The organism is Burkholderia sp. Ac-20345, assembly GCF_017104825.1.
Classification (GTDB): Bacteria; Pseudomonadota; Gammaproteobacteria; order Burkholderiales; family Burkholderiaceae; genus Burkholderia; species Burkholderia lata_B.
The window spans coordinates 1-20,545 of record NZ_JAAGPO010000065.1 but is presented as its reverse complement, the minus strand read 5'-3'; the positions used below and the strand labels follow the sequence as shown (position 1 = coordinate 20,545).

The 20,545-nt window shown below is 62.4% G+C and carries 20 protein-coding genes and 3 pseudogenes; 16 read left to right on the top strand and 7 right to left on the bottom strand.

The annotated features are described in order from the left end of the window. Positions 1-2 precede the first annotated feature (2 nt). Positions 3-599, top strand: coding sequence for a plasmid pRiA4b ORF-3 family protein (locus G3O06_RS23140; RefSeq protein WP_205817616.1), 597 nt, complete (start codon positions 3-5; stop codon positions 597-599). Positions 600-772: 173 nt separating this feature from the next. Here the strand turns inward: G3O06_RS23140 and G3O06_RS23135 are convergent, their stop codons facing one another. From G3O06_RS23135 to G3O06_RS23120, 4 genes are all read right to left on the bottom strand, one after another. After that, on the bottom strand, positions 773-1,243 hold the full coding sequence (locus G3O06_RS23135; protein WP_205817615.1) for an SgcJ/EcaC family oxidoreductase: 471 nt from the start codon (positions 1,241-1,243) through the stop codon (positions 773-775). A gap of 184 nt (positions 1,244-1,427) precedes the next feature. Continuing rightward, positions 1,428-2,108, bottom strand: a complete 681-nt coding sequence (locus tag G3O06_RS23130; RefSeq protein WP_205817614.1) for a response regulator transcription factor — start codon at positions 2,106-2,108, stop codon at positions 1,428-1,430. Then, positions 2,089-3,747, bottom strand: a complete 1,659-nt coding sequence (locus G3O06_RS23125; RefSeq protein ID WP_205817613.1) for a HAMP domain-containing sensor histidine kinase — start codon at positions 3,745-3,747, stop codon at positions 2,089-2,091. The genes G3O06_RS23130 and G3O06_RS23125 overlap by 20 nt, the downstream gene beginning before the upstream one ends. A gap of 67 nt (positions 3,748-3,814) precedes the next feature. Next, a complete protein-coding gene (locus G3O06_RS23120) occupies positions 3,815-4,120 on the bottom strand; it encodes a hypothetical protein (protein ID WP_205817612.1) in 306 nt (101 codons plus the stop codon). A gap of 34 nt (positions 4,121-4,154) precedes the next feature. Here G3O06_RS23120 and G3O06_RS23115 point away from each other — a divergent pair. Next, positions 4,155-4,337: pseudogene (locus tag G3O06_RS23115) on the top strand (ATP-binding protein); the annotation flags it as partial. Between the two features lie 55 nt (positions 4,338-4,392). Here G3O06_RS23115 and corA read toward each other — a convergent pair. Together corA and G3O06_RS23105 are read right to left on the bottom strand one after the other, a co-directional pair. Next, positions 4,393-5,364, bottom strand: a complete 972-nt coding sequence (gene corA / locus G3O06_RS23110) for a magnesium/cobalt transporter CorA (RefSeq protein ID WP_205817611.1) — start codon at positions 5,362-5,364, stop codon at positions 4,393-4,395. 398 nt (positions 5,365-5,762) lie between these two features. Next, complete coding sequence (locus G3O06_RS23105; RefSeq protein ID WP_241020202.1) at positions 5,763-6,467, bottom strand: FRG domain-containing protein; 705 nt, start codon at positions 6,465-6,467, stop codon at positions 5,763-5,765. A gap of 601 nt (positions 6,468-7,068) precedes the next feature. Here G3O06_RS23105 and G3O06_RS23100 point away from each other — a divergent pair. Next, positions 7,069-7,386 (top strand): annotated as a pseudogene (locus G3O06_RS23100) (sulfonate ABC transporter substrate-binding protein); the annotation flags it as partial. Positions 7,387-7,480: 94 nt separating this feature from the next. On the opposite strand, the gene G3O06_RS23095 reads toward G3O06_RS23100, so the two are convergent. Further along, complete coding sequence (locus tag G3O06_RS23095; RefSeq protein ID WP_205817610.1) at positions 7,481-8,218, bottom strand: GntR family transcriptional regulator; 738 nt, start codon at positions 8,216-8,218, stop codon at positions 7,481-7,483. Positions 8,219-8,422: 204 nt separating this feature from the next. On the opposite strand from G3O06_RS23095, the gene G3O06_RS23090 reads away from it, so the two are divergent. The 13 genes and pseudogenes from G3O06_RS23090 (at position 8,423) to G3O06_RS23030 (ending at position 20,481) form a co-directional block, all read left to right on the top strand. Next, complete coding sequence (locus tag G3O06_RS23090; RefSeq protein WP_205817609.1) at positions 8,423-8,830, top strand: RidA family protein; 408 nt, start codon at positions 8,423-8,425, stop codon at positions 8,828-8,830. A 51-nt stretch (positions 8,831-8,881) separates the two neighbouring features. After that, complete coding sequence (gene tauA / locus G3O06_RS23085) at positions 8,882-9,889, top strand: taurine ABC transporter substrate-binding protein (protein ID WP_205817608.1); 1,008 nt, start codon at positions 8,882-8,884, stop codon at positions 9,887-9,889. A 21-nt stretch (positions 9,890-9,910) separates the two neighbouring features. Next, positions 9,911-10,690 (top strand): ATP-binding cassette domain-containing protein, encoded by a 780-nt coding sequence (locus G3O06_RS23080; protein ID WP_205817607.1) that lies wholly within the window; start codon positions 9,911-9,913, stop codon positions 10,688-10,690. Continuing rightward, positions 10,687-11,550, top strand: coding sequence for an ABC transporter permease subunit (locus G3O06_RS23075; RefSeq protein ID WP_205817606.1), 864 nt, complete (start codon positions 10,687-10,689; stop codon positions 11,548-11,550). Before G3O06_RS23080 ends, G3O06_RS23075 begins: the two co-directional genes overlap by 4 nt. Then, entirely contained in the window at positions 11,547-13,103 is a 1,557-nt protein-coding gene (locus G3O06_RS23070) for an FAD-binding protein (RefSeq protein ID WP_205817605.1), read from the top strand. The genes G3O06_RS23075 and G3O06_RS23070 overlap by 4 nt, the downstream gene beginning before the upstream one ends. Before the next feature lie 14 nt (positions 13,104-13,117). Next, positions 13,118-13,450, top strand: coding sequence for a 4Fe-4S binding protein (locus tag G3O06_RS23065; RefSeq protein WP_205817604.1), 333 nt, complete (start codon positions 13,118-13,120; stop codon positions 13,448-13,450). A gap of 151 nt (positions 13,451-13,601) precedes the next feature. Beyond that, positions 13,602-14,582: an AraC family transcriptional regulator gene (locus tag G3O06_RS23060; RefSeq protein ID WP_346779548.1), complete on the top strand. Its 981-nt coding sequence runs from the start codon at positions 13,602-13,604 to the stop codon at positions 14,580-14,582. A gap of 90 nt (positions 14,583-14,672) precedes the next feature. Beyond that, a complete protein-coding gene (locus G3O06_RS23055) occupies positions 14,673-15,239 on the top strand; it encodes a carboxymuconolactone decarboxylase family protein (protein WP_205817603.1) in 567 nt (188 codons plus the stop codon). Next, complete coding sequence (locus tag G3O06_RS23050) at positions 15,236-16,315, top strand: acyl-CoA dehydrogenase family protein (RefSeq protein ID WP_205817602.1); 1,080 nt, start codon at positions 15,236-15,238, stop codon at positions 16,313-16,315. The genes G3O06_RS23055 and G3O06_RS23050 overlap by 4 nt, the downstream gene beginning before the upstream one ends. Continuing rightward, positions 16,312-17,076: an ABC transporter ATP-binding protein gene (locus G3O06_RS23045; RefSeq protein ID WP_205817601.1), complete on the top strand. Its 765-nt coding sequence runs from the start codon at positions 16,312-16,314 to the stop codon at positions 17,074-17,076. Before G3O06_RS23050 ends, G3O06_RS23045 begins: the two co-directional genes overlap by 4 nt. Positions 17,077-17,104: 28 nt before the next feature. Continuing rightward, positions 17,105-18,295, top strand: coding sequence for an ABC transporter substrate-binding protein (locus tag G3O06_RS23040; RefSeq protein ID WP_205817600.1), 1,191 nt, complete (start codon positions 17,105-17,107; stop codon positions 18,293-18,295). Next, positions 18,288-19,115 carry an ABC transporter permease gene (locus G3O06_RS23035; protein ID WP_205817599.1) on the top strand — a complete coding sequence of 276 codons (828 nt, stop codon included), beginning with the start codon at positions 18,288-18,290 and terminating at the stop codon, positions 19,113-19,115. Before G3O06_RS23040 ends, G3O06_RS23035 begins: the two co-directional genes overlap by 8 nt. 114 nt (positions 19,116-19,229) lie before the next feature. After that, a pseudogene (locus tag G3O06_RS23030) lies at positions 19,230-20,481 on the top strand (IS256 family transposase). Positions 20,482-20,545 lie beyond the last annotated feature (64 nt).

Below are 20,545 nucleotides of genomic sequence, written 5' to 3'. Positions count from 1 at the left end.
AGATGGCCAAGTCGTTCCAGCGCTATACCTTGCACGTGCAATTACTGTATATCCAACCGCCTATCTGGCGCCGGATCACAGTCGAAGGACCCGACTCGCTGCGCAAGTTACACCACATTCTGCAAGCAGCCTTCGGATGGGAAAGCACACACATGCACGACTTCCTGATCGACGGCAAAACCTACGCCATGTTCGATGTCGATGCGGCACTAGAGTTCATGGATCGATCGAAGACATTCGACGACCGGAAAACCAAACTGAACAAAGTCCTGCGACCTGACTCGCGCATCCTCTACCGCTATAACTTCGGCGACGGCTGGGATCACCAGGTCGTGGTCGAAAGCGTTGAGACGATTGAAGACGAGTCGTGGGGCGAGTCCAGGGTGATCGATGGTGCTCGCGCTTGCCCACCGGAAGACGTCGGCGGTGCACCAGGGTATGAAACGTTCCTGACCACGTTGCGCGACAGTCCTGACAGCGAAGAAGCGGATAACTATCGTCAATGGGTCGGTCCAGGATTCGACCCGGAGCTATTCGATCTGCGTGCTGCCAACGCCGCATTGATGCGACTCGCGACCAATCGATGGGGTAATCGATAACTCCGTCACGACGGTGCTGGTGACGCGCTTACCCCTATACGTGCGGCAACTCGGCATTCCCTGGGGAAATGCTTCCGCAAGAAATGGGCTGCGGCGCGCATCACGACCACCAGCGCCATTACCTGGCCAGCGAGACATGTCTCGCCCAGCCTGGTGGTCACGCGCGGCGAGCGTCAGCCGTTTTTGCCCTTCTCGGGCATCGCCGAGGAGTGATGGTGCGCGATCAACCAAGTGCCGTTCTGCCACTCATACACGTACGTATAGCGTGCGTGGACCTTCTGGCCATCTGCGAACTTGAACGTGTATGTGCCGACATCCTGCGCCACGTTGCAGCCGATCTTGATAATGCGTTGGTCGATCGTGCCCTGCGGGCCGCTCTTCAAGAATTTGACGAAGTAATCGCGGATCTCGGCCGGATTGGTGCGCGGCTGGTTCGAGACTGTGGGCAGGAGTACGCCGTCGGCGGCGTAATTGGCCACGACCTCGTCCGGGTCGCCAGTGCGCAGCGAGGCATTCCAGCGATCGAACAAGCCCGCGATCTGTTGCTGCGTGGCGGGGGCGCACGTCTGCGCGTTGGCGGACATCGACGTGACGAGGGTGATGGCCGCAGCCGCGATCAGGGGGGCGACGCGAAGGTGTTTCATCGAGAATTCCTCTAGTGGGTCAGTTCAAGTGCCGTTCTTTTGACGCTGCATCGCACAAGCGATACAGCCCCATTGTTGCGGCCCGACATGAACGGCAACCGGTGGATTCGATGAAGCGTTCCTTATCCGAAGATGAACACAAGATGAACGGCACTGGGGCGGGGCGCGGTACTCACCTGCGCCATTATGTTTCGCTATCGAGCCGATAACCCAGCCCGCGCACGGTCTTAAGCAGGGGTAGCGCTTGACCCTCGTCGATCTTGCTGCGCAGGCGGCGCACGTAGACGTCGACGATGTTGGTCATCGGATCTTCGTTCACGCCCCACACGTTCGAAAGGATGCGTTCGCGACTGTAGAGACGGCCCGGCGTGCTCATTAGCAACTCGAGAAAGGCGAGCTCCTTGGCGGTGAGCGTAATTGGCATGCCGGCCCGGGTAACCTGCATGCGTTCGCGGTCGAGCACGAGGTCGGCCACTTGCAACACGCTCGCTCTCGGCCGCTGCTCACGCCCCCTCCGCAGCAAAGCCTCGATGCGGGCTAGCAGTTCATCAAAAGCGAATGGTTTGGTCAGGTAATCGTCTGCGCCGAGACGCAAGCCGGTTACGCGATCGTCGATATCGCTCAACGCGGTTAGCATCAGGATGGGAACGTGGTTGCGTTCGGCGCGTAGGGTTTGGCAGAGCTCCAGTCCGTTCAGGCCAGGCAGCATGACGTCGAGCAGCAGCAGCGCCGGCTCCCAGTCACGCGCGGTTTGCAGTCCCTCGGGGCCGGTACGGGAAAGCTGGACGCGATACCCCTCGGCGCGCAGCCCGCGCGAGAGGAAGTCCGCAACGCGGGAGTCGTCTTCAATGATCAGGATGTTCATGGTTGGGCTCGGCGGCAAGGCCGATAATGGAGTTGTCATCCGGGTACCGTGGTAGTTCGATGCGTACGCGGGTGCCCTGCTCCGGCGCGCTCTCCAGGGTAATATGCCCACGGTGCGCCTGAACGATCGTCTGCGCGATCGACAGACCGATGCCAGTGCCATCGGCACGGTGGGCACGCGCACGTCGGCCGCGCACGAACCGCTCGAAGACCTGCGGTAGCTCGTCCGCATCGATGCCGATGCCATGGTCAATCACCTCGATCAGTATGAGGTCGGTATGCTGCCGGCAGCAGAGATGCACTGAGCTGTCGCGCCGAGAGTAACGAATCGCGTTATCCAGCACGATCACAAGGGCTTGACGCAGCCGATCGCCATCGGCGGGCAGAGTCAAGGAAGATGTGTCTACCGGCAGATCAAGGACGATGCGGACATCGTGCCCCGCACCCAGAGACTCGCCAAATTCGGCGGCATCCCGCAGCATCGCGGACAGGTCAACCGTCTGCGTTCGCATGACGAGTTGATCGGCCTCGGCCTTGGCGATTAGCAGCAGGTCGTTGATCCGTCCGGTGAGCTGCTTGGTATCGTCGACAATGCGTTGCAGGGCCTGGCGGTATTCCGTGGCGGATTTGTCGGCGCCACGCAGCGCGATCTCGGCTTCGCCGCGGATGGCGGTTGTGGGCGTGCGCAGTTCATGGCCTAGGTCGGCAAATAGTTGGCGGCGGCGCTGATCGATGCGCTGCAGCGTCTCGTGTGCGGCGCGCACCTCGCTGGTGCGCGCCTGCACTGTGTCTTCCAGCCGCCGGCGAGCGGCGTCAGCGTCATTGCGGTGCTGCTGGATCTCGTCCGCCATCGCGTTGAAGCCCTCAGCCACGCGGTCGAACTCGTCATTCGACACGAGCGGCACGCGATGTTCCAACGCGCCCGCCTGTAAAGCGCGGGCGCCTTCGAGCAGCCGATCCAGCGGGCGTTGCAAGCGGCGGTTCAAGTGCACGGCCAGAACGATGGCGGCCAATAGCGTCAGCCCGGCCATGCTGATCGCTTGCGTGCGCAGGCGGTCCAGGCCTCGCTCGGTGGCCGCTCGAGCAATCGGCACAGCCACGCGCTGGCGCTCTATCGCACCGTTGATGAGTTCGCGCAGGTCTCGCCCGCGCGCCATGTCGAATACATTGTTCAGTTCACGCCAGACGCCGGCGAATTCGGCATCGCGCTGCAACGGAACCAGCCCGACGAGGCGTGCTTGAACAGCCGAGATGTTGTCGGCCAGCAACTCCGTTGTTGCTGCAAGCTGCTCGACCTCGGGGGGCACTGGCACGTCATCGCGGATGGATATTTCGGCCCACAGGGCGACGTCGCGTCGAGCTAATTGCTGCAGCGTGGTGGCGCTTGCTTGCATGCGGGCAAGCAAGCGGTCGCGCAATGCAGGCGAAGCATCGACATTCATCAGCCGTTGCGAGGCCCACACGCGCAGGCGCTGCTTGTTTGCCGACAGATCCAGCAGTTCGGACAGAATGTCGCTGGCCAACCGACTGTGCTGGGCGTAATCGTTGACACGATTGGCGCCTAAGTAGACAAAGCCGGCTTGCACACAGACGAGCGAAAGGAGCAAGGCAAACGCGAGCGAGAGTCTCAGGCGAAACATAGGCGGTCAGTGGATATGGAGGCGAGCTCGTGCAGAGGCGGTCATTTGCCGAATACTACGGCATGAATCACTTCGAACGCACTGCCTTTGCCGAACGCCGCTGCGCACTCAGCGCACTCAGCGCACTCAGCGCACTCAGCGCACTCAGCGCACTCAGCGCATCATACGCGTGCGGGACTTCTGAACGGCGGCAGCTATGAATCTCATCCTTATGGAAGTCGACATTGGCAAGTACGTCTTTTAGATCCACCACCTTGCGCCCGGCAGCGGAAAGATCATCAACAAATCGCTGAAGCGAGCGAATTTCCTCGAATATTTTGCCAACCTTGAGCCGCGTATGATCGGCATGGAAGCATGTGGCGACTCGCAGCACCGCGCTCGATCACTCAGCACGCTCTGCCCCTGCCTCGGAGGTGTTCCCCTTCGCGGCCTGCGTGATCTTGCTGGTCGACCGCCTCGTGCATCGCGCCGAGGTGATCTCGATCAAGGGCGAGTCATACCGGCTGACGGAAGCGCTCGAGCGTAACGAAGCACGGGCCCGGCAGCGCAAAGCCCGCGGTCCTGCGGCGACGAAGGTGGCAACATCATGAGCTGTGCGATTCATGCGTGAAGCCCCCCTTCGTTACAAAGGGACAACGTCTGACCTCAAACCCAACCGGAACGTTTGAGTTTTCGAAACAGCCCTGCGCATCCGGCAATGGTCACGGCAAGCGTGGCCGGGTAACCCCACGCGAATTTCAGCTCGGGCATGTTCTCGAAGTTCATGCCATAGAGACTGAAGATCACCGTGGGGATCGCGAGAATCGCACCCCAGCCAGCAAGTCGTTTCACGACCTCATTTTGCCTGACCGTCACGAGCGCAAGATTGACGTGCATTGCATTCGTCAGCATCTCGCGCATCTCGTCAGAGGCGGAAACGATCCGCTGGGCATGGTCCTGGACATCACGCAGGTAGGCGCGCAAATCCTTGGGGATCACTTCCTCGTGGAGACGAATCAGTTGCGCGCAAATGTCGATCATCGGAACGGTGGCATTGCGAAGTTGCAAAAGATCACGTCGGAGTTCGTACAGATCTTCAATGACCATCTTGTCGAAGTCGGACTTGAAGATCTCCGTTTCAATACGGTTGAACTGTTCCTCGAACCGGTTGACGATGGGCTGGTAATTGTCCATGACGAAATCGAGTACCGAGTACAACGCGAACCCCGGCCCCTTGCCCAGGAGCGCCGCATTCTGTTCGGCGCGCGTGCGAATCGGAGCGTAGCTCGCGGAGGCGCCATGCCGTATCGTGACAAGAAAATTCTTGCCCACGAACAAGTGAGTTTCGCCATACTGCACTTCACCGTCGACCAGTTGCGCAGTCTTGATCACGATGAAGATCGATTCACCATACGTCTCGATTTTGGGCCGCTGATGGGCGACGAGTGCGTCTTCGATCGCAAGGTCGTGAAGCGCGAACTCCTCCTGCACTTTTCGCAGAAACGGTTCGTCGGGTTGCCAGATGCCCAGCCAGACAAATGCGTCGGGTTCCTTGACGACCTCACTGATGTCATCGACGGTGACTTCACCCAAGCGCTTGCCGGCTCGATAGGCGACACTATTGATAACCATGTTCATCCTGTTCCCCCGCATCTAGACGTGGCACGATAGTTCGGAGGATACCTCCTACTCCTCAGTGGTCGTTCGTATATCGTCCCACGAAGCAAAGTCGAGACATCGCACCCCAATGAAAGCCCTGTGATTCCGTGAGCCGGCCGGCCCTGTATCCAACTTTCCTTTCCGCGAAGGCGAACTAAACTTCGATCCTGTTGTTGAGAAGTAAAACCGTGACTTCGCGAGGAGGTGATGATCCGCTTTAGGAATCTCGGATCGATCTGAGCGCGAGTTTTGCGGCAAACTTGACCCTGAGCCAGGAGGTGGTTTGTCATGAAACGGAAACGCTTTTCGATCGAACAGATTGTGGCGGCGGCGGCAATTCGAGCTGTTGGGGACGGTTGGCCATGTAATCGCGTGCGTCAGAGGTTCCCGACGCCCGGTGATGGCTGATCGTCGGGATACAAGATGGCGTCGGAGATGCGCCCCGCCACGCCTTCAAGGTCCGGGAAAAGCACGCCACGGTTGATGCCGGCCGTCTGCAACTGCGCGCGTATGGGGCCGAACACATCGGGCGGGGTCCGGACGAAGCTCAGGCGCATTTTGAAATCCGCATTGGTATCGAGCGAAACGTACTTCATGTCGAGGCCGTCCCCGATCCCGCGATACACACTGAACCAGCCATCTTGCGCGGCGATGCGCCGTGACACGTGACTCGGTTTCAGGAGCTTTGTACGGGTGATATTCAGCGGCTCCTCGCGCTCGTGGTTTTTGATTGTGTCCGCGTGGGTGGCCGCCAGCAGCCGGACAGCGGCCGCCTTGAGCTCCCCGTTGCTCCCCATGGCGGCCGGCCGCTGGATCGCAAACCACAGTGCCGCCAGCGCACTGCCCGTCCAGTCGAGCAAGCGCGTCGGCATCCGATGATGCTGCGCGATCGCCAGCCAGTCAGCCTCCGCGAGCTCGACCGTCGACTCCAGATGCGGGATACCGCGCTGCTTGAATTCGCTCAGCATGCGCTGTTCGGTGTCGGACCTTACCCGCTTCGCGTATTGCGGTCGCGCAATGCCGGGCTTGAGCGGCCAGGTTTCGTCCTCTTGACCGCGAAATAGCGAGATGCTGTAGCCCAAATCCGCAATCCCCCGGGCCCAGCGGTCTACTAAGTCCAGAAACGTGACAATATCTGTTGAAGCTCGTAGATTCTGCTAATTGTGTCCGTTCGTGTGCTAATCGTGTCCGACTATTCCGCTAATGCGGGGCGGCCCTGGTCAAGCCGCGGCACCGAGCAACCGCAAGCTGTTGGCAAGATATTTCGACGAGGTGCTCCGGATTCCAAAACGATAGTGTTGAAGTTCGACATAGTCGTACACCACGGCTCAATGTCGAAAGCCTTCCCCACCCTGTAAAACAAGCATTAAAGTCGCATCCACCGGTTTGCGATGACGTGTATATTGTTGTGCACGAATCCAATTTTTTGATAATCTGTTACGTGCACGCCGTGCTCCTGTCACGAGCAACTATCCTCATTACGCCGCTCGTGAGCCACGGCTGTCATTGCAAGGTCTTGAAGGCGCATTAGCAAAATATTCCCACATACACCGCCCCTTTGTTGCATGAGTGCAACGTGTGCGGACACGGAAAGAACATCGCTCTCAGCCTTTGCCGACGGCGCCACCACGAGTTTACCCATTAGCAGTATCTGTGGTCACTGTTAGCAGAAACTTCGAACGGCAACACCTGGTGCGCAACACACAGTACTACGTCGCAGCCCGCAAGTTCGCGTCGACCCAGCCGCAGGCACTCCGCGCGCTGCTCGACGAAGTCAACGACGTCGACACCTGGGCACGCGACAATGTCGAGCAAGTGGCGTCGCAGTTGTCGCCGCTCGTGGGACTCGATGCGTCGATACTCGAAGTCGCACTCAAGCGCACCGGCTGCGGCGTTCAACCGCTCACCGATGCAACCCTGGCCTATCAGCAGCAGATTGCGGATGCGTTCAGTCCGCTCAAGCTGATCCCCGGCACGCTGACCGTTGCGGATGCGCGCTAGAGAAGCTGAATACGTTCGGCGTTTAATCCTGTGAGACGCACGGGCGGACCGGCGGAAAAAAGCGAGACCTTATGTGCGAGCTCCCTCTATCGCCCTACCGCTTCGACCGCTCGATTCTCAACTGATACTGGAACGCGTCGCCGCGATAATTCAGCGTTTCGAACAGCACAGGCGCGCCGTCACAGCTATACACGACTCTGTCGATACCGAGCAACGAACTGCCCGGCTCTACTTCCAGTGCGATCGCCACCGCGTCGCTCGCGGGCATTGAACGGATCGACAGGTCCGCATGACCGATGCGCACGCCGCAATCCTGCTCAATTACATGGAAAATATCGCGGTTCGCAAGATCAGCGATAAGTAGTTGCTCGCCTATCTCATTCGCCGCATATGTCACTTCAAACGATACGGCCACGCCGTCCAGCATCCGCACGCGCTGGATCTCGGTCACTTGCGCTTGCGCATTCAGTCGCAGGCGGCTCGACAACTGGCTGTTGGCATCCACGACACGCACGCTCTCCACCCGGTTAGACACACGATGCCCGAGCGGCGTCATCGCTTCCGAAAAGCTCTGCAGCGCGCTGATGTTCTGCACGGCGCGCGATCTTCGCACGAAGGTACCCTGGCCGTGAATCTTCTCGACCCATCCTTCCTGACGTAGTCGCTCAAGCGACTGACGGATCGTGATGCGGCTGACGCCGTGCGATTCGCACAGCTCGTGCTCGGTCGGCAGGCGCGAACCGGGCGGATAGGTGCCGTCGAGAATGCGCGCATGCAGCGCGTCACGGACGCGGTCATAGAGCGTAGCGGCTGCTGGTCTGGCTTTTCCCATCGATAGTGAAACCTGTAGTGCGGCAAGGTATTGCCGGGTACGTAATTGTGCACGACGTGTAAATCGGGTGCCGACATAAGCATGTCAGAAATGATCGCTTTGAACGCGGACAGCATAAACCTATACTCGTTTCACAGTGTCGTTGTTATAACAATGACGAAATGATCAGATACGTTCACACCGCTCCTGGAGAGCTGAGACGCCATGTCTTCCATCGTGTTTCACCGCGCGCCCAACGCTGCTCCGCCGCCTCTATCGGCACGCTATAGCCACGCGGTTGAAGCAGGCGGCTGGCTGCATGTCACGGGACAACTTCCCATCGATCCCGACGCGCCCGATCAACCCTTGCCAGAGGGCATCGAAGCGCAGGCGCAGCTGTGTTTTCGCAACATCGAACGGATCGTCGAACACGCGGGTTTTGCGCTATCGAACACGGTTTTCGTGCGCATCTATCTGCGCGAGTTCGACCTCGATTACACGGGCTTCAACCGCGTCTACGACCGCTACTTCGACGATACCGCGCGGCTTCCCGCGCGCACCACGATCGGCGTTGCGCAACTAGGCCGCAACGCCCGTGTGGAAATCGACACGGTGCTGTATTCCACACGCTGAGCGCCATCCGGCGCCTTCATCTGCCTGTTTTATCCATTCAGGGTCCATGCAATGAATACTAGATTTTTTATCCGACTCCTTGCACCGCTATTCGCGAGCGCGATCCTCAGCGCGTCGCCCGCGCATGCGGCCGACAAGACCGTGACCATCGGCTATCAGACCGACATCGAGCCTTCGAAAATCGCACAAGCCAAAGGTCTTTACGAAAAAGTCAGCGGCTACCAGATCAACTGGCGCAAGTTCAACACGGGTGCCGACGTGATCGCCGCGATGGCATCGGGCGACGTGCAGGTCGGCTTCACGGGCAGCAGTCCGCTGGCTGCGGGCGTCACGCGCGGCCTGCCTATCGAGACATTTTTCGTCGCGGCGGAAATCGGTTCGGCGGAAGCCTTCGTGGTACGCAACGGCAGCAATATCAATACGCCGCAAGACCTGATCGGCAAGAAAATCGCCGTGCCGTTCGTGTCCACCACGCACTACAGCCTGCTCGCTGCGCTCAAGCACTGGAACGTGCCCGCCGATCGCGTGACGATTCTCAATCTCGCACCGCCCGGCATCGCCGCCGCCTGGCAGCGTGGCGACATCGACGGCGCGTATGTGTGGGAGCCCGCGCTCGGCAAGATCCAGAAGACGGGCAAGATCTTTACGACTTCAGCCGAGGTACGCAAATGGGGGGCGCCGACGTTCCTCGCGTGGGTGGCGCGCAAGGACTTCGCGCAATCGCATCCGGACTTTCTGGTGAACTTCGCGAAGGTAACGGGCCAGGTGAACGAGGACTATCGCAAGAACGGCGCGAACTGGACGGCAAGCTCGCCTGAAGTGGAGGCCATCGCGCGCGTCAGCGGCTCCGATCCTGCCGACGTGCCGCCGCTGCTGCACGGCACGACCTATCCGCTGCTGAATGAGCAGCCGGGCAACACGCTGCTGGGAGGAGGCACGGCCACCGCGCTCGCGGACACGTCGAAATTCCTCAAGGAGCAAAAGCGGCTCGACACGCTGCTGCCCGACTATCGGACGACGGTCACTGCCGCCTATGTGCAGCAGGCGATCAAGCAATAAATCGACAGAACAGGCCACACGATGATTCGCGTCGAATCCGTCAGCGTCGGCTTCGAAACAGGCGCAAGACGCCGTACCGTGCTGTCCGACATCGATCTCGATCTGCGCGACGGTAGCTTCACGGTGGTGCTCGGTCCATCGGGTTGCGGCAAGACCACGCTGCTCAACGTGATCGCGGGTTTCATCGCGCCCACTGCCGGCAAGGTCACGCTCGATGGTGTGCCGGTGACGGGGCCGGGTGCGGAACGCGGCGTCGTCTCGCAGGACGATGCCTTGCTGCCGTGGCAGAGCGTCGCCCAGAACATCGGGTTCGGGCTGAAGCTGCACAGCATGCCGCGCGACGCGTTGCGCGACAAGGTCGACTCGCTGCTCGCGCTAACGGGCCTGAGCCAGTATGCCGACTATCCGCTGTGGAAGATTTCGGGCGGCATGCGTCAGCGTGTGAACCTCGCACGCTCGCTGGCCGTCGATCCGCGTTTTCTGCTGCTCGACGAACCGCTCGGCGCGCTCGATGCATTCACGCGTCAACGCATGCAGGAATACCTGCTGCAACTCTGGACGCGCTACGACAAGGGCATGTTGATGATCACGCACGACATCACGGAAGCACTCTTCATGGCCACCGATCTCGTGCTGATGCGAGGCGGCCCCGGCCGTATCGAATCCGTGCGCGCGCTGGACTTCGGACAGCGTTTTGCAGCGGGCGAAAGCGCCCGCGCGATCCGCAACGATCCGGCGTTCACGCGGCTGCGCGACGAACTCGAAACGACGTTCTTCGCCGACGAAGGAGAAAAGATATGAGCGCCGCCGATCAAACCGTGCGTGCGGCGGTTGGCCCACCGGACGCGACGGCAGATTCCGGCTCGCAGGAGGCAGCGCGTACGCCGCGTGCTGCCTGGATCAGTTCGCGTCAGATCAGCGCCGCCACTGTGGTCGCACTGATCGCGGCGTGGGCCGTTGCAGCGCGTCTCCAGCTGGTCAGTCCGGTATTCCTGCCATCGCCCGCAGCCGTCGCGCAGAAGTTCGTCACCGTGGCCACCGACGGCTCCAGCAACGCAACCCTGCTCGAACATACGCTCGCCAGTCTGCATCGCATGCTCGCGGCGCTGTTGCTTGCAATCGTCACCGCGATTCCCGTGGGCATTCTGACGGGCATGAACCGCGTCGCGCAGGCCATCGTCGATCCGCTGATCGAGTTTTATCGGCCGATTCCGCCGCTCGCCTATTTGCCGCTCATCGTGATCTGGTGCGGGATCGGCGAGCCGTCGAAGGTGTTGCTCATCTGGCTCGCCATCTTTGCGCCCCTTGCCATCGCCACGCAGCAAGGCGCGAAGCGCGTGAAGCCGGGACGTGTCCGCGGCGCACGCGCGCTTGGCGCGACGAACTGGCAAATCGTGCGTTACGTGGTGGTTCCTTCTGCTGCGCCGGACGTGCTGACGGGCATTCGCATTGGCCTCGGCGTCGGCTGGTCGGTGCTGGTCGCAGCGGAACTGATCGCGGCCACGCGCGGGCTCGGCTTCATGATCCAGTCCGCCGGGCAGTTCCTGGAAACCGATGTGGTCATCATGGGCATCATCGTGATCGCGCTGATCGCCGCGACGATCGAATGGGGCCTGCGACGCGTGCAAAAGGCACTGGTGCCGTGGGACGGGCACGCATGAGCGCGCCTCACGACCAGAACGACATCGCCTTGCAGGCGGACGTGTTCGTGGCAGGCGGCGGCCCGGCGGGCACATGGGCCGCGCTGATGGCGGCACGCAGCGGCGCGAGCGTCGTGCTCGCCGACAAGGGCTACTGCGGCACGTCGGGCGCCGCCGCAGCCTCGAACAACAATGTCTGGTATGTGCCCGACCCGGACGATTACGTCCATCATTTCGAAGAACGTCATCGCAGCGGCGGCGAACTCAGCGAACTGTCCTGGACCGCGAGCGTGCTCGAAGCTGCAGCGCGCCAATTGCAATTGCTCGAGACGCTCGGCTATCCGTTTCCGCGCAAGGAAGACGGCACGCCGAATCGCGCCACGCTGCGCGGCCCCGACTACATGCGCTTCATGCGTCAGCAGATCCGGCGCGCGGGCGTGACGATTCTCGATCATGCGCCTCTGCTCGGCCTCGTGCGCGACGAACACGAAGGCCGCGTCACGGGCGCATTCGGCGAGCGCCGCGACGGCTCGCGCTGGCAGGTGAGCGCGAACGCGTGCGTGATCGCCACGGGCGGCTGCGCGTTTCTGGGCGGCGCGCTCGGCACCAACGTCTGCACGGGCGACGGGCATCTGGCGGCGGCAGAAGCGGGCGCCCTGTTCTCCGGGATGGAGTTCTCCAGCCAGTACGGCCTCGCGGCAGCGTTCTCGTCGGTCACCAAAGGCTTGCCGTTCATCTGGGCCAGTTATTCGACGCAGGACGGCAGGCCGCTTCATATCGACGAGGGCGATGCGTTTACCTCCGTGGCCAGAACGCTCATCCATGAACCCGTCCTGGCTGTGTTCGATCGCGCAACACCCGAGATCGAACGATGGCTGCGTTCGGGTCAGGCCAATGCTTTCCTGCCCTACGATCGTATGGGTATCGACCCGTTCCGTACGCGCTTCCCCGTCGGTTTGCGCCACGAAGGCACGGTGCGCGGCACAGGCGGCATCCGCCTCGCCGATACCGACGGCAGCACCGACGTGCCCGGCCTTTATGCGGCGGGCGACGCGGCCTCGCGTGAAGTGATCGTCGGTGCGCGCACGGGTGGCGGCTCGCCGAACGCAGCATGGGCCATCGCCACAGGAAGCCGGGCAGGTGCGGCGGCAAGCCGCTTCGCGAAAGTGCACAGCGGCGTGCACGCGGTCGACGTCGATGCACACCGTGGGCAGCTTGCCACGAGCGATCCACACGCCACCGCTGAAACGCTCGAACGCGAAGTCCGGCCGCCCGAGGTCCATCTGTTCCGCAGCGAACAGCGGCTCACGGCCGCACTGCGCGCCATCGACACTGCGCTCGCAACCCGCGCAGGCGCCGATGCGTCACTCGCTGCCAGCCGCAGCGCCCACGCGCTGATGTACGTCGCGAAACTGTCGTGCACGAGTGCGCTCGCGCGGCGCGAAACGCGCGGGATGCATCGACGTGACGACTTTCCGCTGCAAGACGGTCTTGCGTCGCGCCTGCTGATCGGCGGCGTGAAAGATGAACCCGCGCTGCGCTGGGAGGCCGTTGCCGCCCCCGCCATCGCCTGACAGGACACCCCGTTTTGATCGAACTTATCAGCGAGTCGCGCTGCACTGCCTGTGACCGTTGCGTCGACGTGTGCCCCACCAACGTGTTCGATGCCGTGAAGGGCAGTATTCCCGTCATCGCCCGCCCCAACGCGTGCCAGACCTGCTTCATGTGCGAGCTTTATTGTCCCGCCGACGCGCTGTACGTGCACCCGTTCGCGAACGAGCATGTGGCCGTCGACGAAGCGCAACTCGCGCAGGATGGTTCGCTCGGCGCCTATGGCCGTTCGCTCGGCTGGAAACGGGCACGCGCAGGCGGCACAGAGCGCGATGAAACGCATCGTCTGTTCGAACTTGGCGTGACGTAAGTCCCGCAAACGCGCGCATCAGCCAGCCGAAGATCGCCCGCCGCTCACCGCGGTGGAAAGCTTATGCCGCAAAGGCGTATGCATTCCACGATCGCTTGTTTTACGGCGCAACCGCACGACGCTACGCTCGAACTCCGCCATCGACATCCCAATGGCTTCACCAACTACGCCCATCATGCCGACCTCTGCCGAACAGGCCGCCGACTGGCTGCTCTCCGGACTCGAACTGCGCAGCACCCTGTTTCACGTGGGGCGCTACTGCGGGGCGTATCGCGCGTCGACGGCAGGCCATCAGCGCGCGAGTTTTCATCTGGTGCTGGAAAGCACCTGCTGGCTTCATCTCCCCGCCAAGAACGGCCGAGCCGCGCAAAGCACGCGGCTCGTCGCGGGCGATGCCGTGATCCTGATGCACGACATGCCACATTGCCTGACGCCTGACTCCAACGCGCCTTCCGATGACGAATACGCCGTGCGCATCGGCGCGATGACGCCGCTCGATGCGCTCGACGGCTCGCACGATGGCGTCGCGCTCGCGTGCGGCTTCTTCGAATTCCGTTCCGATCTCGGCGAAGCAATCACCGGTCTGCTGCCCGATCACATCCTCGCGCGCCACGACGACGCGAAGTTGCACGGCGCGCGCACGCTATTCGATCTGATCCGCGTGGAAGCCGCCCGGGCGCAGGACACGCCCTCGCCGCTCATCAATCGTCTGACGGATGCACTGTTCTTCTATGCACTGCGCGCCGTCGCGAGCGCCGACGATTTTGTGCCGGGCCTGTGGTCGGTGATGCGGCGCTCCGAATTTACCCCGCTTGTCAGCGCGATCATCGAGAAACCCGGGGACGACTGGACCACGCACACAATGGCGGCGTTTTGCCACATGTCGCGTGCGCGTTTCTGCAAGCAGTTTGCGCAAGCGTGCGGACAACCTCCCGCGCAGTTTCTCGCGCTGCTGCGCATGAAGGTCGCGGCGGAAATGTTGCGGCATGGGGCATCGACGCTCAGCACGGCCGAGCACGTCGGCTATCAATCGGAATCCGCCTTCGCACAGGCCTTCAAACGCGTCACGGGCCTGCCGCCGGGTACATGTCGCCGCGAGCCTGCAAGCGCCGCACAGACGCCCGTCCATTGACTTGAGACAAACGCGCATGAAAGCGAGACGGCGGCGCATTGCCGGCTCGACTGGCGGAGTCAACAATGAGGCTTTCCGATCGAGGGTGTCATGAGTCGTCTGCCTCTCCAAACCATCGAAAGCGCGCCCGAAGCCACCCGCCCGTTTCTTCAGAAGTCGCAAGCCGCGAATGGCTTTCTGCCGAATCTGGTCGCCGCACTAGCCAATGCACCCACCGCACTGGAAACCTATCTGACCGTCGGCGAAATCAACTCGCGCAGCGGTCTCACGCTGGCCGAACGCGAAGTCGTGCAGATCACGGCCGCCGCGATTCACGGCTGCGGTTTCTGCGTTGCCGGTCATACGGCTGTCGCACTGAAAAAAGCGCAACTTCCTGAAGCGGTTGTCGATGAAATCCGTGCGCAAGGTACCGTGTCCGACGTGCGTTTGAACGCTGTCGCGGCGTTCGCACGTGAGGTGATCGCCACGCGCGGCGCCGTGTCAGACGAAGCCTTCGCTGCGTTCAAATCCGCTGGCTACAGCGACGCTAACGCACTCGAAGTGATTCTCGGCGTAAGCCTCGCAACGCTATGCAACTTCGCGAACAACCTGGCGCGCAACGAGTTGAATCCGCAACTCGATGCGTATCGCTGGGAGCCGAAGGCGCAGGCCGCATGAATGCGCCCCTGAGCTGCAAGGCGTTCGACGCGTGGCTCGACGCGAACGCGGAGGCACTCGACGTCGACGCATCCCGTGTGTCAGAGGTTCTGCCGCAACTGGTGCGCTCGCGTGCCGTTGCGGCTGGCGTGCCCGAAGCGCTGGGCGGCACGGGCGGCAGCATCGCGGACGCAATCGATACGGTCGCCGCCGTCGCTCAACGCTCGCTGACGGCGGCCTTCGTGCTGTGGGGGCATCGCACCTTCATCGAATACGTGTTGCAAAGCGAGAACGAAGCGCTACGCACACGCTGGCTGGCGCCGCTTCTTGCGGGCGAGACCGCAGGCGCTACAGGGCTGTCGAATGCGATGAAGTATCTGTCCGATATCGAGCCTTTGCAGATGCACGCGGCACGCAGCGGCAACACGTTCGCAATGAACGGCAGCCTGCCGTGGATCACGAACCTGCGGCGTGAAGGCTTCATCGCCGCCGCAGCCTTCGATCACGACGACGGCTCGCCGCCCTCCATCTTTGCAATCCCGCACGATGCACCCGGCGTTGAGCGTAGCGACGATCTCGACCTGATCGCCCTGCGTGCAAGCAATACGGCTGCGCTGCGCGTCAACGGCACCGTGCTCGACGACACGTATCGGCTCGCCGCCAATGCACCCGTCTGGCTCGCCCGTGTGCGCCCGGCCTTTCTCGGCCTGCAATGCGGGATGTCGGTCGGACTCGCGCGGCGTGCGTTGCTCGCCACGCTGGAAGCGAGCGAAGCGTCGCGCGGATCAATCCGCGACGAAATTCACGCACTCGAAGCGACGCTCGCCAATCAGTCGTCGCAACTGAAACAGGGCGTGCTCGACGGCACCTTCTTCAACGCACCCGCGACGATGTTCGAACTGCGCATCGCACTCGTCGATACCGTCACGCAAGCCGTCTCGCTCGAAGTGCAGGCGACGGGTGGGCGCGGTTATCTGCGAGGCCAGAGCGGCGGCGCGCGGCGTGTGCGCGAGGCCTCGTTCATTCCCATCGTCACGCCGAGCCTCGTGCAACTGAAGTCGCAACTCGCGCGGCATCGACGGGCGGCAGCGGCATGACGCAAGGCGCGCATATTGTCGCGAGCGGCGTCACGCTGCGCTATGCCACGCGCGGCGTGCTGAATGGCGTGGATCTGGCGGTCGCGCCGGGCGAACTCGTTGCGTTGCTCGGACCGAGCGGTTGCGGCAAGTCGTCGTTGTTGCGCGCAATCGCGGGGCTGACGCACACCACGTCCGGCACGATTCGCGTCGACGGCGAAAGGGTCGAAGGACCGCGTCCGGAGGTCGCGCTCGCGTTTCAGGACCCATGTTTGCTGCCATGGCTCACGGTCGAGCGCAACGTCGCGTTCGGGCTGACGTTTGCGCGTCAACGACAACTCACGCGCGCGGTCCGCAAGGAACGCGTGACGAACGCGCTGGCCGCTGTCGGGCTCGAACATGCGCGCCACTGGCTGCCCTCGCAGCTTTCTGGCGGCATGGCGCAGCGCGCGGCGCTGGCTCGCTGTCTCGCCCGCGAGCCGCGCGCACTGCTGCTCGACGAGCCGTTCGGCGCGCTCGACGAAGTGACCCGCGCCGACATGCAGCAGCTTCTGATCGGCGCTGTGCGAATCACTGGCGCATCCGCACTGTTCGTCACGCACGACATCGACGAAGCGCTGCTCGTTGCCGACCAGATCGTGCTGCTCGGCAATCGCGGCAAGGTCGTCGGACGCTGGGCCGTCGATCTGCCGCAACCACGGCATACGCAGGTGCGCTCGCTCGGCGAGCTGCGCATATCCATCCTTCAGGCGCTGCAAAACTCGATCTCAGAGGCAGCCTGAATCCGACAGACACAGGCGGGAAATCTTCATGTGCAACGTACCGATGTCACGACGCGAATGGCTCAAGCTCGCGTCGCTCTTTACCGTCGCGGGCGCGGCGCCGCTGCTGAGATCGCTGAATGCGCGCGCCGCCGCCGATCCGGACGCGCCCGTGCGCATCGGCTATCTGCCGATCACCGATGCGACGCCGCTGCTCGTCGCCCACAACAACGGCTATTTCGATGCGGCGGGCATCCAGGCGGAAAAGCCGACGTTGTTGCGAAGCTGGGCGCAACTGGTCGAGGCGTTCCTGTCAGGACAGGTCAACGTGGTGCATCTGCTCTCCCCAATGACGGTGTGGGCGCGTTACGGCAGCAAGGCGCCCGCGAAAGTCGTCGCATGGAATCACGTGAACGGATCGGCATTGACGGTTTCGCCCGATGTGAACGCCGTGGCCGACCTCGTCGGCAAGACGGTTGCCGTGCCGTTCTGGTATTCGGTTCATAACGTCGTGCTGCAGGACATGCTGCGCGCGCAGGGTCTCACGCCCGTGCTCAAGCATTCGGGTACGCCAAGACAGAAGGAAGTCAACCTGATCGTGATGGCACCGTCCGATATGCCGCCCGCGCTGGCCTCGAAGCAGATCGCGGGGTATATCGTCGCCGAGCCGTTCAATGCGGCGGCCGAGCAGTTGAATGTCGGCAAGATTCTGCGCTTTACGGGCGACGTGTGGCGCAACCACGCGTGCTGCGTAATCTTCATGCACGAGCAGGATCTGACGCAGCGCACGGCGTGGTCGCAGAAGGTGGTCGATGCGATCGTCAAGGCTCAACTGTGGACGCGCGCCAATCCGCAAGAGGCGGCAAAGCTGTTATCCAAGGAAGGCCCGAATCACTACACGCCCCACGCGTCGCAATTGCTGGCGCGCGTGCTGGCGCCGCAAGCCGCCGATCAGGGGCGCTATCTCGGCGACCGTGCCATCCAGCACGCGGACTGGGGCTCGAAGCGCATCGATTTCCAGCCGTATCCGTATCCGAGCTACACGGAAGAACTCGTGCGCCGGCTGAAAGCGACCCAGGTGGAAGGCGCGAGCCAGTTCCTCGCGTCGCTCGATCCGAAACAGGTCGCGAGCGATCTCGTCGACGACCGCTTCGTGAAGAAAAGCATCGAAGCATCGGGTGGCCTGTCGGCGTTCGGTCAGGAGGCGGGCTATACGCGCAAGGAGACGATCCGTGTCTAGCGTGCTCGTCCGTGAGGCTTCGTCTACCGCGCGGCGCCGAGCACCGGCGTCCGCGCATTGGCGCAGTGTCGCGCTCGGCGTCGCGGGCCTGGCCGCGACGTTGGCGCTCTGGTGGCTGGCCGTCACGCTGCTCGCGGGCCACAATGCGATGGCCGCGCAGTTCGCCCCGCAGCGCGCACTGGAAGTCCTGCCCGCCCTCATCACCAGCGATCAGTTGCTTGTGCACGTGACGACCAGCCTCAAGCGAATCGCCGTCGGACTTGCATGGGCGGTCGTGGTCGGCGTGCCCTTGGGCTTCGCGATCGGCCGTCTGCGTTGGCTCGAACAGACGCTCTCGCCCACGTTGCAGTTTCTGCGCATGATTTCGCCGCTTTCGTGGATGCCGCTCGCCGTGATGTCGCTCGGCGTCGGTGATCGTGCGGTGTATTTTCTGCTCGCGTTCGCCGCTGTCTGGCCGCTCGTGATGAGCACAGTTTCGGGCGTCGCGCATCTCGACCGGCGCTGGCTCCAGCTTGGCGAAAGTCTAGCCGCCACGCGTGCGGAAATGCTCTGGCATATCTACGTGCCTGGCATTGCCGCGCATGTGTTCACTGGCGTGAGACTCGCCATCGGCATCTTGTGGATCGTGCTGGTGCCTGCGGAAATGCTCGGCGTGAGTGCGGGACTCGGCTATCTGATTCTCGATACACGCGACCGGCTCGCGTATTCCGAACTGACAGCCGCCATTCTCGTGATCGGAGTTCTGGGTTTTTTGCTGGATCTCGCAGCGCGCGCCATTGCCGCACGCCTGTCGAGTGACGTGGCGGTGCGGGATCAGTAGGTCCCTGTACCACACCGATGCATTGTTGACACGAGGTGTCGAAGTTTGAAGTGGACCTATCCGTGATTTCGTGGGCGAGGCATATCATGAGGTGTAAAAGTCATGGATATGCCGATGAAGAAGAAAAGGCAAACTGTAGCGCGTCAGGCAGCGGCCCGAGGGCCGCTGCCTGAACTGCCCAAGGAACTGCTGGACCAACTGATCAAGGGGCCGATGACGCCGGCCGAAGTGCAGGACCTGATGTTGGCGTTCAACAAGGCAGTCATCGAGCGTGCGATGGGCGCCGAGATGAATCTGCATCTGGGCTACCCGCCGGGCCAGGCCAAGCCCGTAGGGCAGGCCAACGAGCGCAACGGCGCCAGCGGCAAGACGGTCATCACGGATCGCGGCCCGGTTCGTGTCGAAGTCCCCCGTGACCGTGACGGCAGCTTCGAGCCGATCCTGATTCCCAAGCACGAGCGTCGTTTCACCGGCTTCGACGAACGCATCATTGCGATGTACGCGCGCGGCATTGTACGCGCGCGGCATGAGTGTGCGCGAGATTCAGGCGTTTCTGGCCGAGAGCTATGGCACCGAGGTGTCTCCCGACTTCATCAGCTCAGTCACCGACGAGGTGATGGCCGAGGCGCTGAGCTGGCAGAGCCGCCCACTCGAGGCGATGTATCCGGTGGTGTTCTTCGACGCGCTGCGGGTCAAGATCCGCGATGACGGCGTGGTCAGCAACAAGGCCGTGTATCTGGCCTTGGGCATCCAGGCCGATGGCCAGCGCGACGTGCTGGGCCTCTGGATCGAGCAGACCGAGGGGGCCAAGTTCTGGCTCAAGGTGTTCAACGAACTCAAGACTCGCGGCTGCCAGGACATCCTGATCGCCGTGGTCGATGGCCTGAAAGGATTGACCGAGGCGATCGGCGCTGCCTATCCCAAGACGACTGTCCAGACCTGCATCGTGCATCTGATCCGCAACAGTCTTGAGTACGCCAGCTACAAGGACCGTAAGGTGCTCGCCGCAGCGCTGCGCCCGATCTACGCGGCTGCCAGCGAAGATGCGGCACGGCAGGCGCTGCAAGACTTCGCCGACGGACCTTGGGGCGCGAAGTACCCGACGATCGTGCAGTCGTGGCAACGCGCGTGGGAGCACGTCGTGCCGTTCTATGTGTTTCCGCCGGAGATTCGACGGGTGGTGTACACCACGAACGCCATAGAAAGTCTGAACATGCAGTTGCGCAAGATCATCAAGACGCGCGGCCACTTCCCGAATGACGAGGCGGCGATCAAGCTGCTCTGGCTGGCGCTGCGCAACGTGCTGGCCAAGACCGTGCGGTCCGCCTTCGACTGGAAAAATGATATGAACGCCTCCCACCCGTGAGTGGCGTAGCTTGCAGGAAGGCTGAGCCTTACGGGCCAATGGCATCAAAGTGCCCAGATGGAAG

Excerpts from the sequence above, each read along its gene's own strand:
- G3O06_RS23140 (WP_205817616.1), top strand. The coding sequence starts at position 3 with ATGGCCAAGTCGTTCCAGCGCTATACCTTGCACGTGCAATTACTGTAT.
- G3O06_RS23135 (WP_205817615.1), bottom strand. The coding sequence starts at position 1,243 with ATGAAACACCTTCGCGTCGCCCCCCTGATCGCGGCTGCGGCCATCACC.
- G3O06_RS23130 (WP_205817614.1), bottom strand. The coding sequence starts at position 2,108 with ATGAACATCCTGATCATTGAAGACGACTCCCGCGTTGCGGACTTCCTC.
- G3O06_RS23125 (WP_205817613.1), bottom strand. The coding sequence starts at position 3,747 with ATGTTTCGCCTGAGACTCTCGCTCGCGTTTGCCTTGCTCCTTTCGCTC.
- corA (WP_205817611.1), bottom strand. The coding sequence starts at position 5,364 with ATGAACATGGTTATCAATAGTGTCGCCTATCGAGCCGGCAAGCGCTTG.
- G3O06_RS23095 (WP_205817610.1), bottom strand. The coding sequence starts at position 8,218 with ATGGGAAAAGCCAGACCAGCAGCCGCTACGCTCTATGACCGCGTCCGT.
- G3O06_RS23090 (WP_205817609.1), top strand. The coding sequence starts at position 8,423 with ATGTCTTCCATCGTGTTTCACCGCGCGCCCAACGCTGCTCCGCCGCCT.
- tauA (WP_205817608.1), top strand. The coding sequence starts at position 8,882 with ATGAATACTAGATTTTTTATCCGACTCCTTGCACCGCTATTCGCGAGC.
- G3O06_RS23080 (WP_205817607.1), top strand. The coding sequence starts at position 9,911 with ATGATTCGCGTCGAATCCGTCAGCGTCGGCTTCGAAACAGGCGCAAGA.
- G3O06_RS23075 (WP_205817606.1), top strand. The coding sequence starts at position 10,687 with ATGAGCGCCGCCGATCAAACCGTGCGTGCGGCGGTTGGCCCACCGGAC.
- G3O06_RS23070 (WP_205817605.1), top strand. The coding sequence starts at position 11,547 with ATGAGCGCGCCTCACGACCAGAACGACATCGCCTTGCAGGCGGACGTG.
- G3O06_RS23060 (WP_346779548.1), top strand. The coding sequence starts at position 13,602 with ATGGCTTCACCAACTACGCCCATCATGCCGACCTCTGCCGAACAGGCC.
- G3O06_RS23055 (WP_205817603.1), top strand. The coding sequence starts at position 14,673 with ATGAGTCGTCTGCCTCTCCAAACCATCGAAAGCGCGCCCGAAGCCACC.
- G3O06_RS23050 (WP_205817602.1), top strand. The coding sequence starts at position 15,236 with ATGAATGCGCCCCTGAGCTGCAAGGCGTTCGACGCGTGGCTCGACGCG.
- G3O06_RS23045 (WP_205817601.1), top strand. The coding sequence starts at position 16,312 with ATGACGCAAGGCGCGCATATTGTCGCGAGCGGCGTCACGCTGCGCTAT.
- G3O06_RS23040 (WP_205817600.1), top strand. The coding sequence starts at position 17,105 with ATGTGCAACGTACCGATGTCACGACGCGAATGGCTCAAGCTCGCGTCG.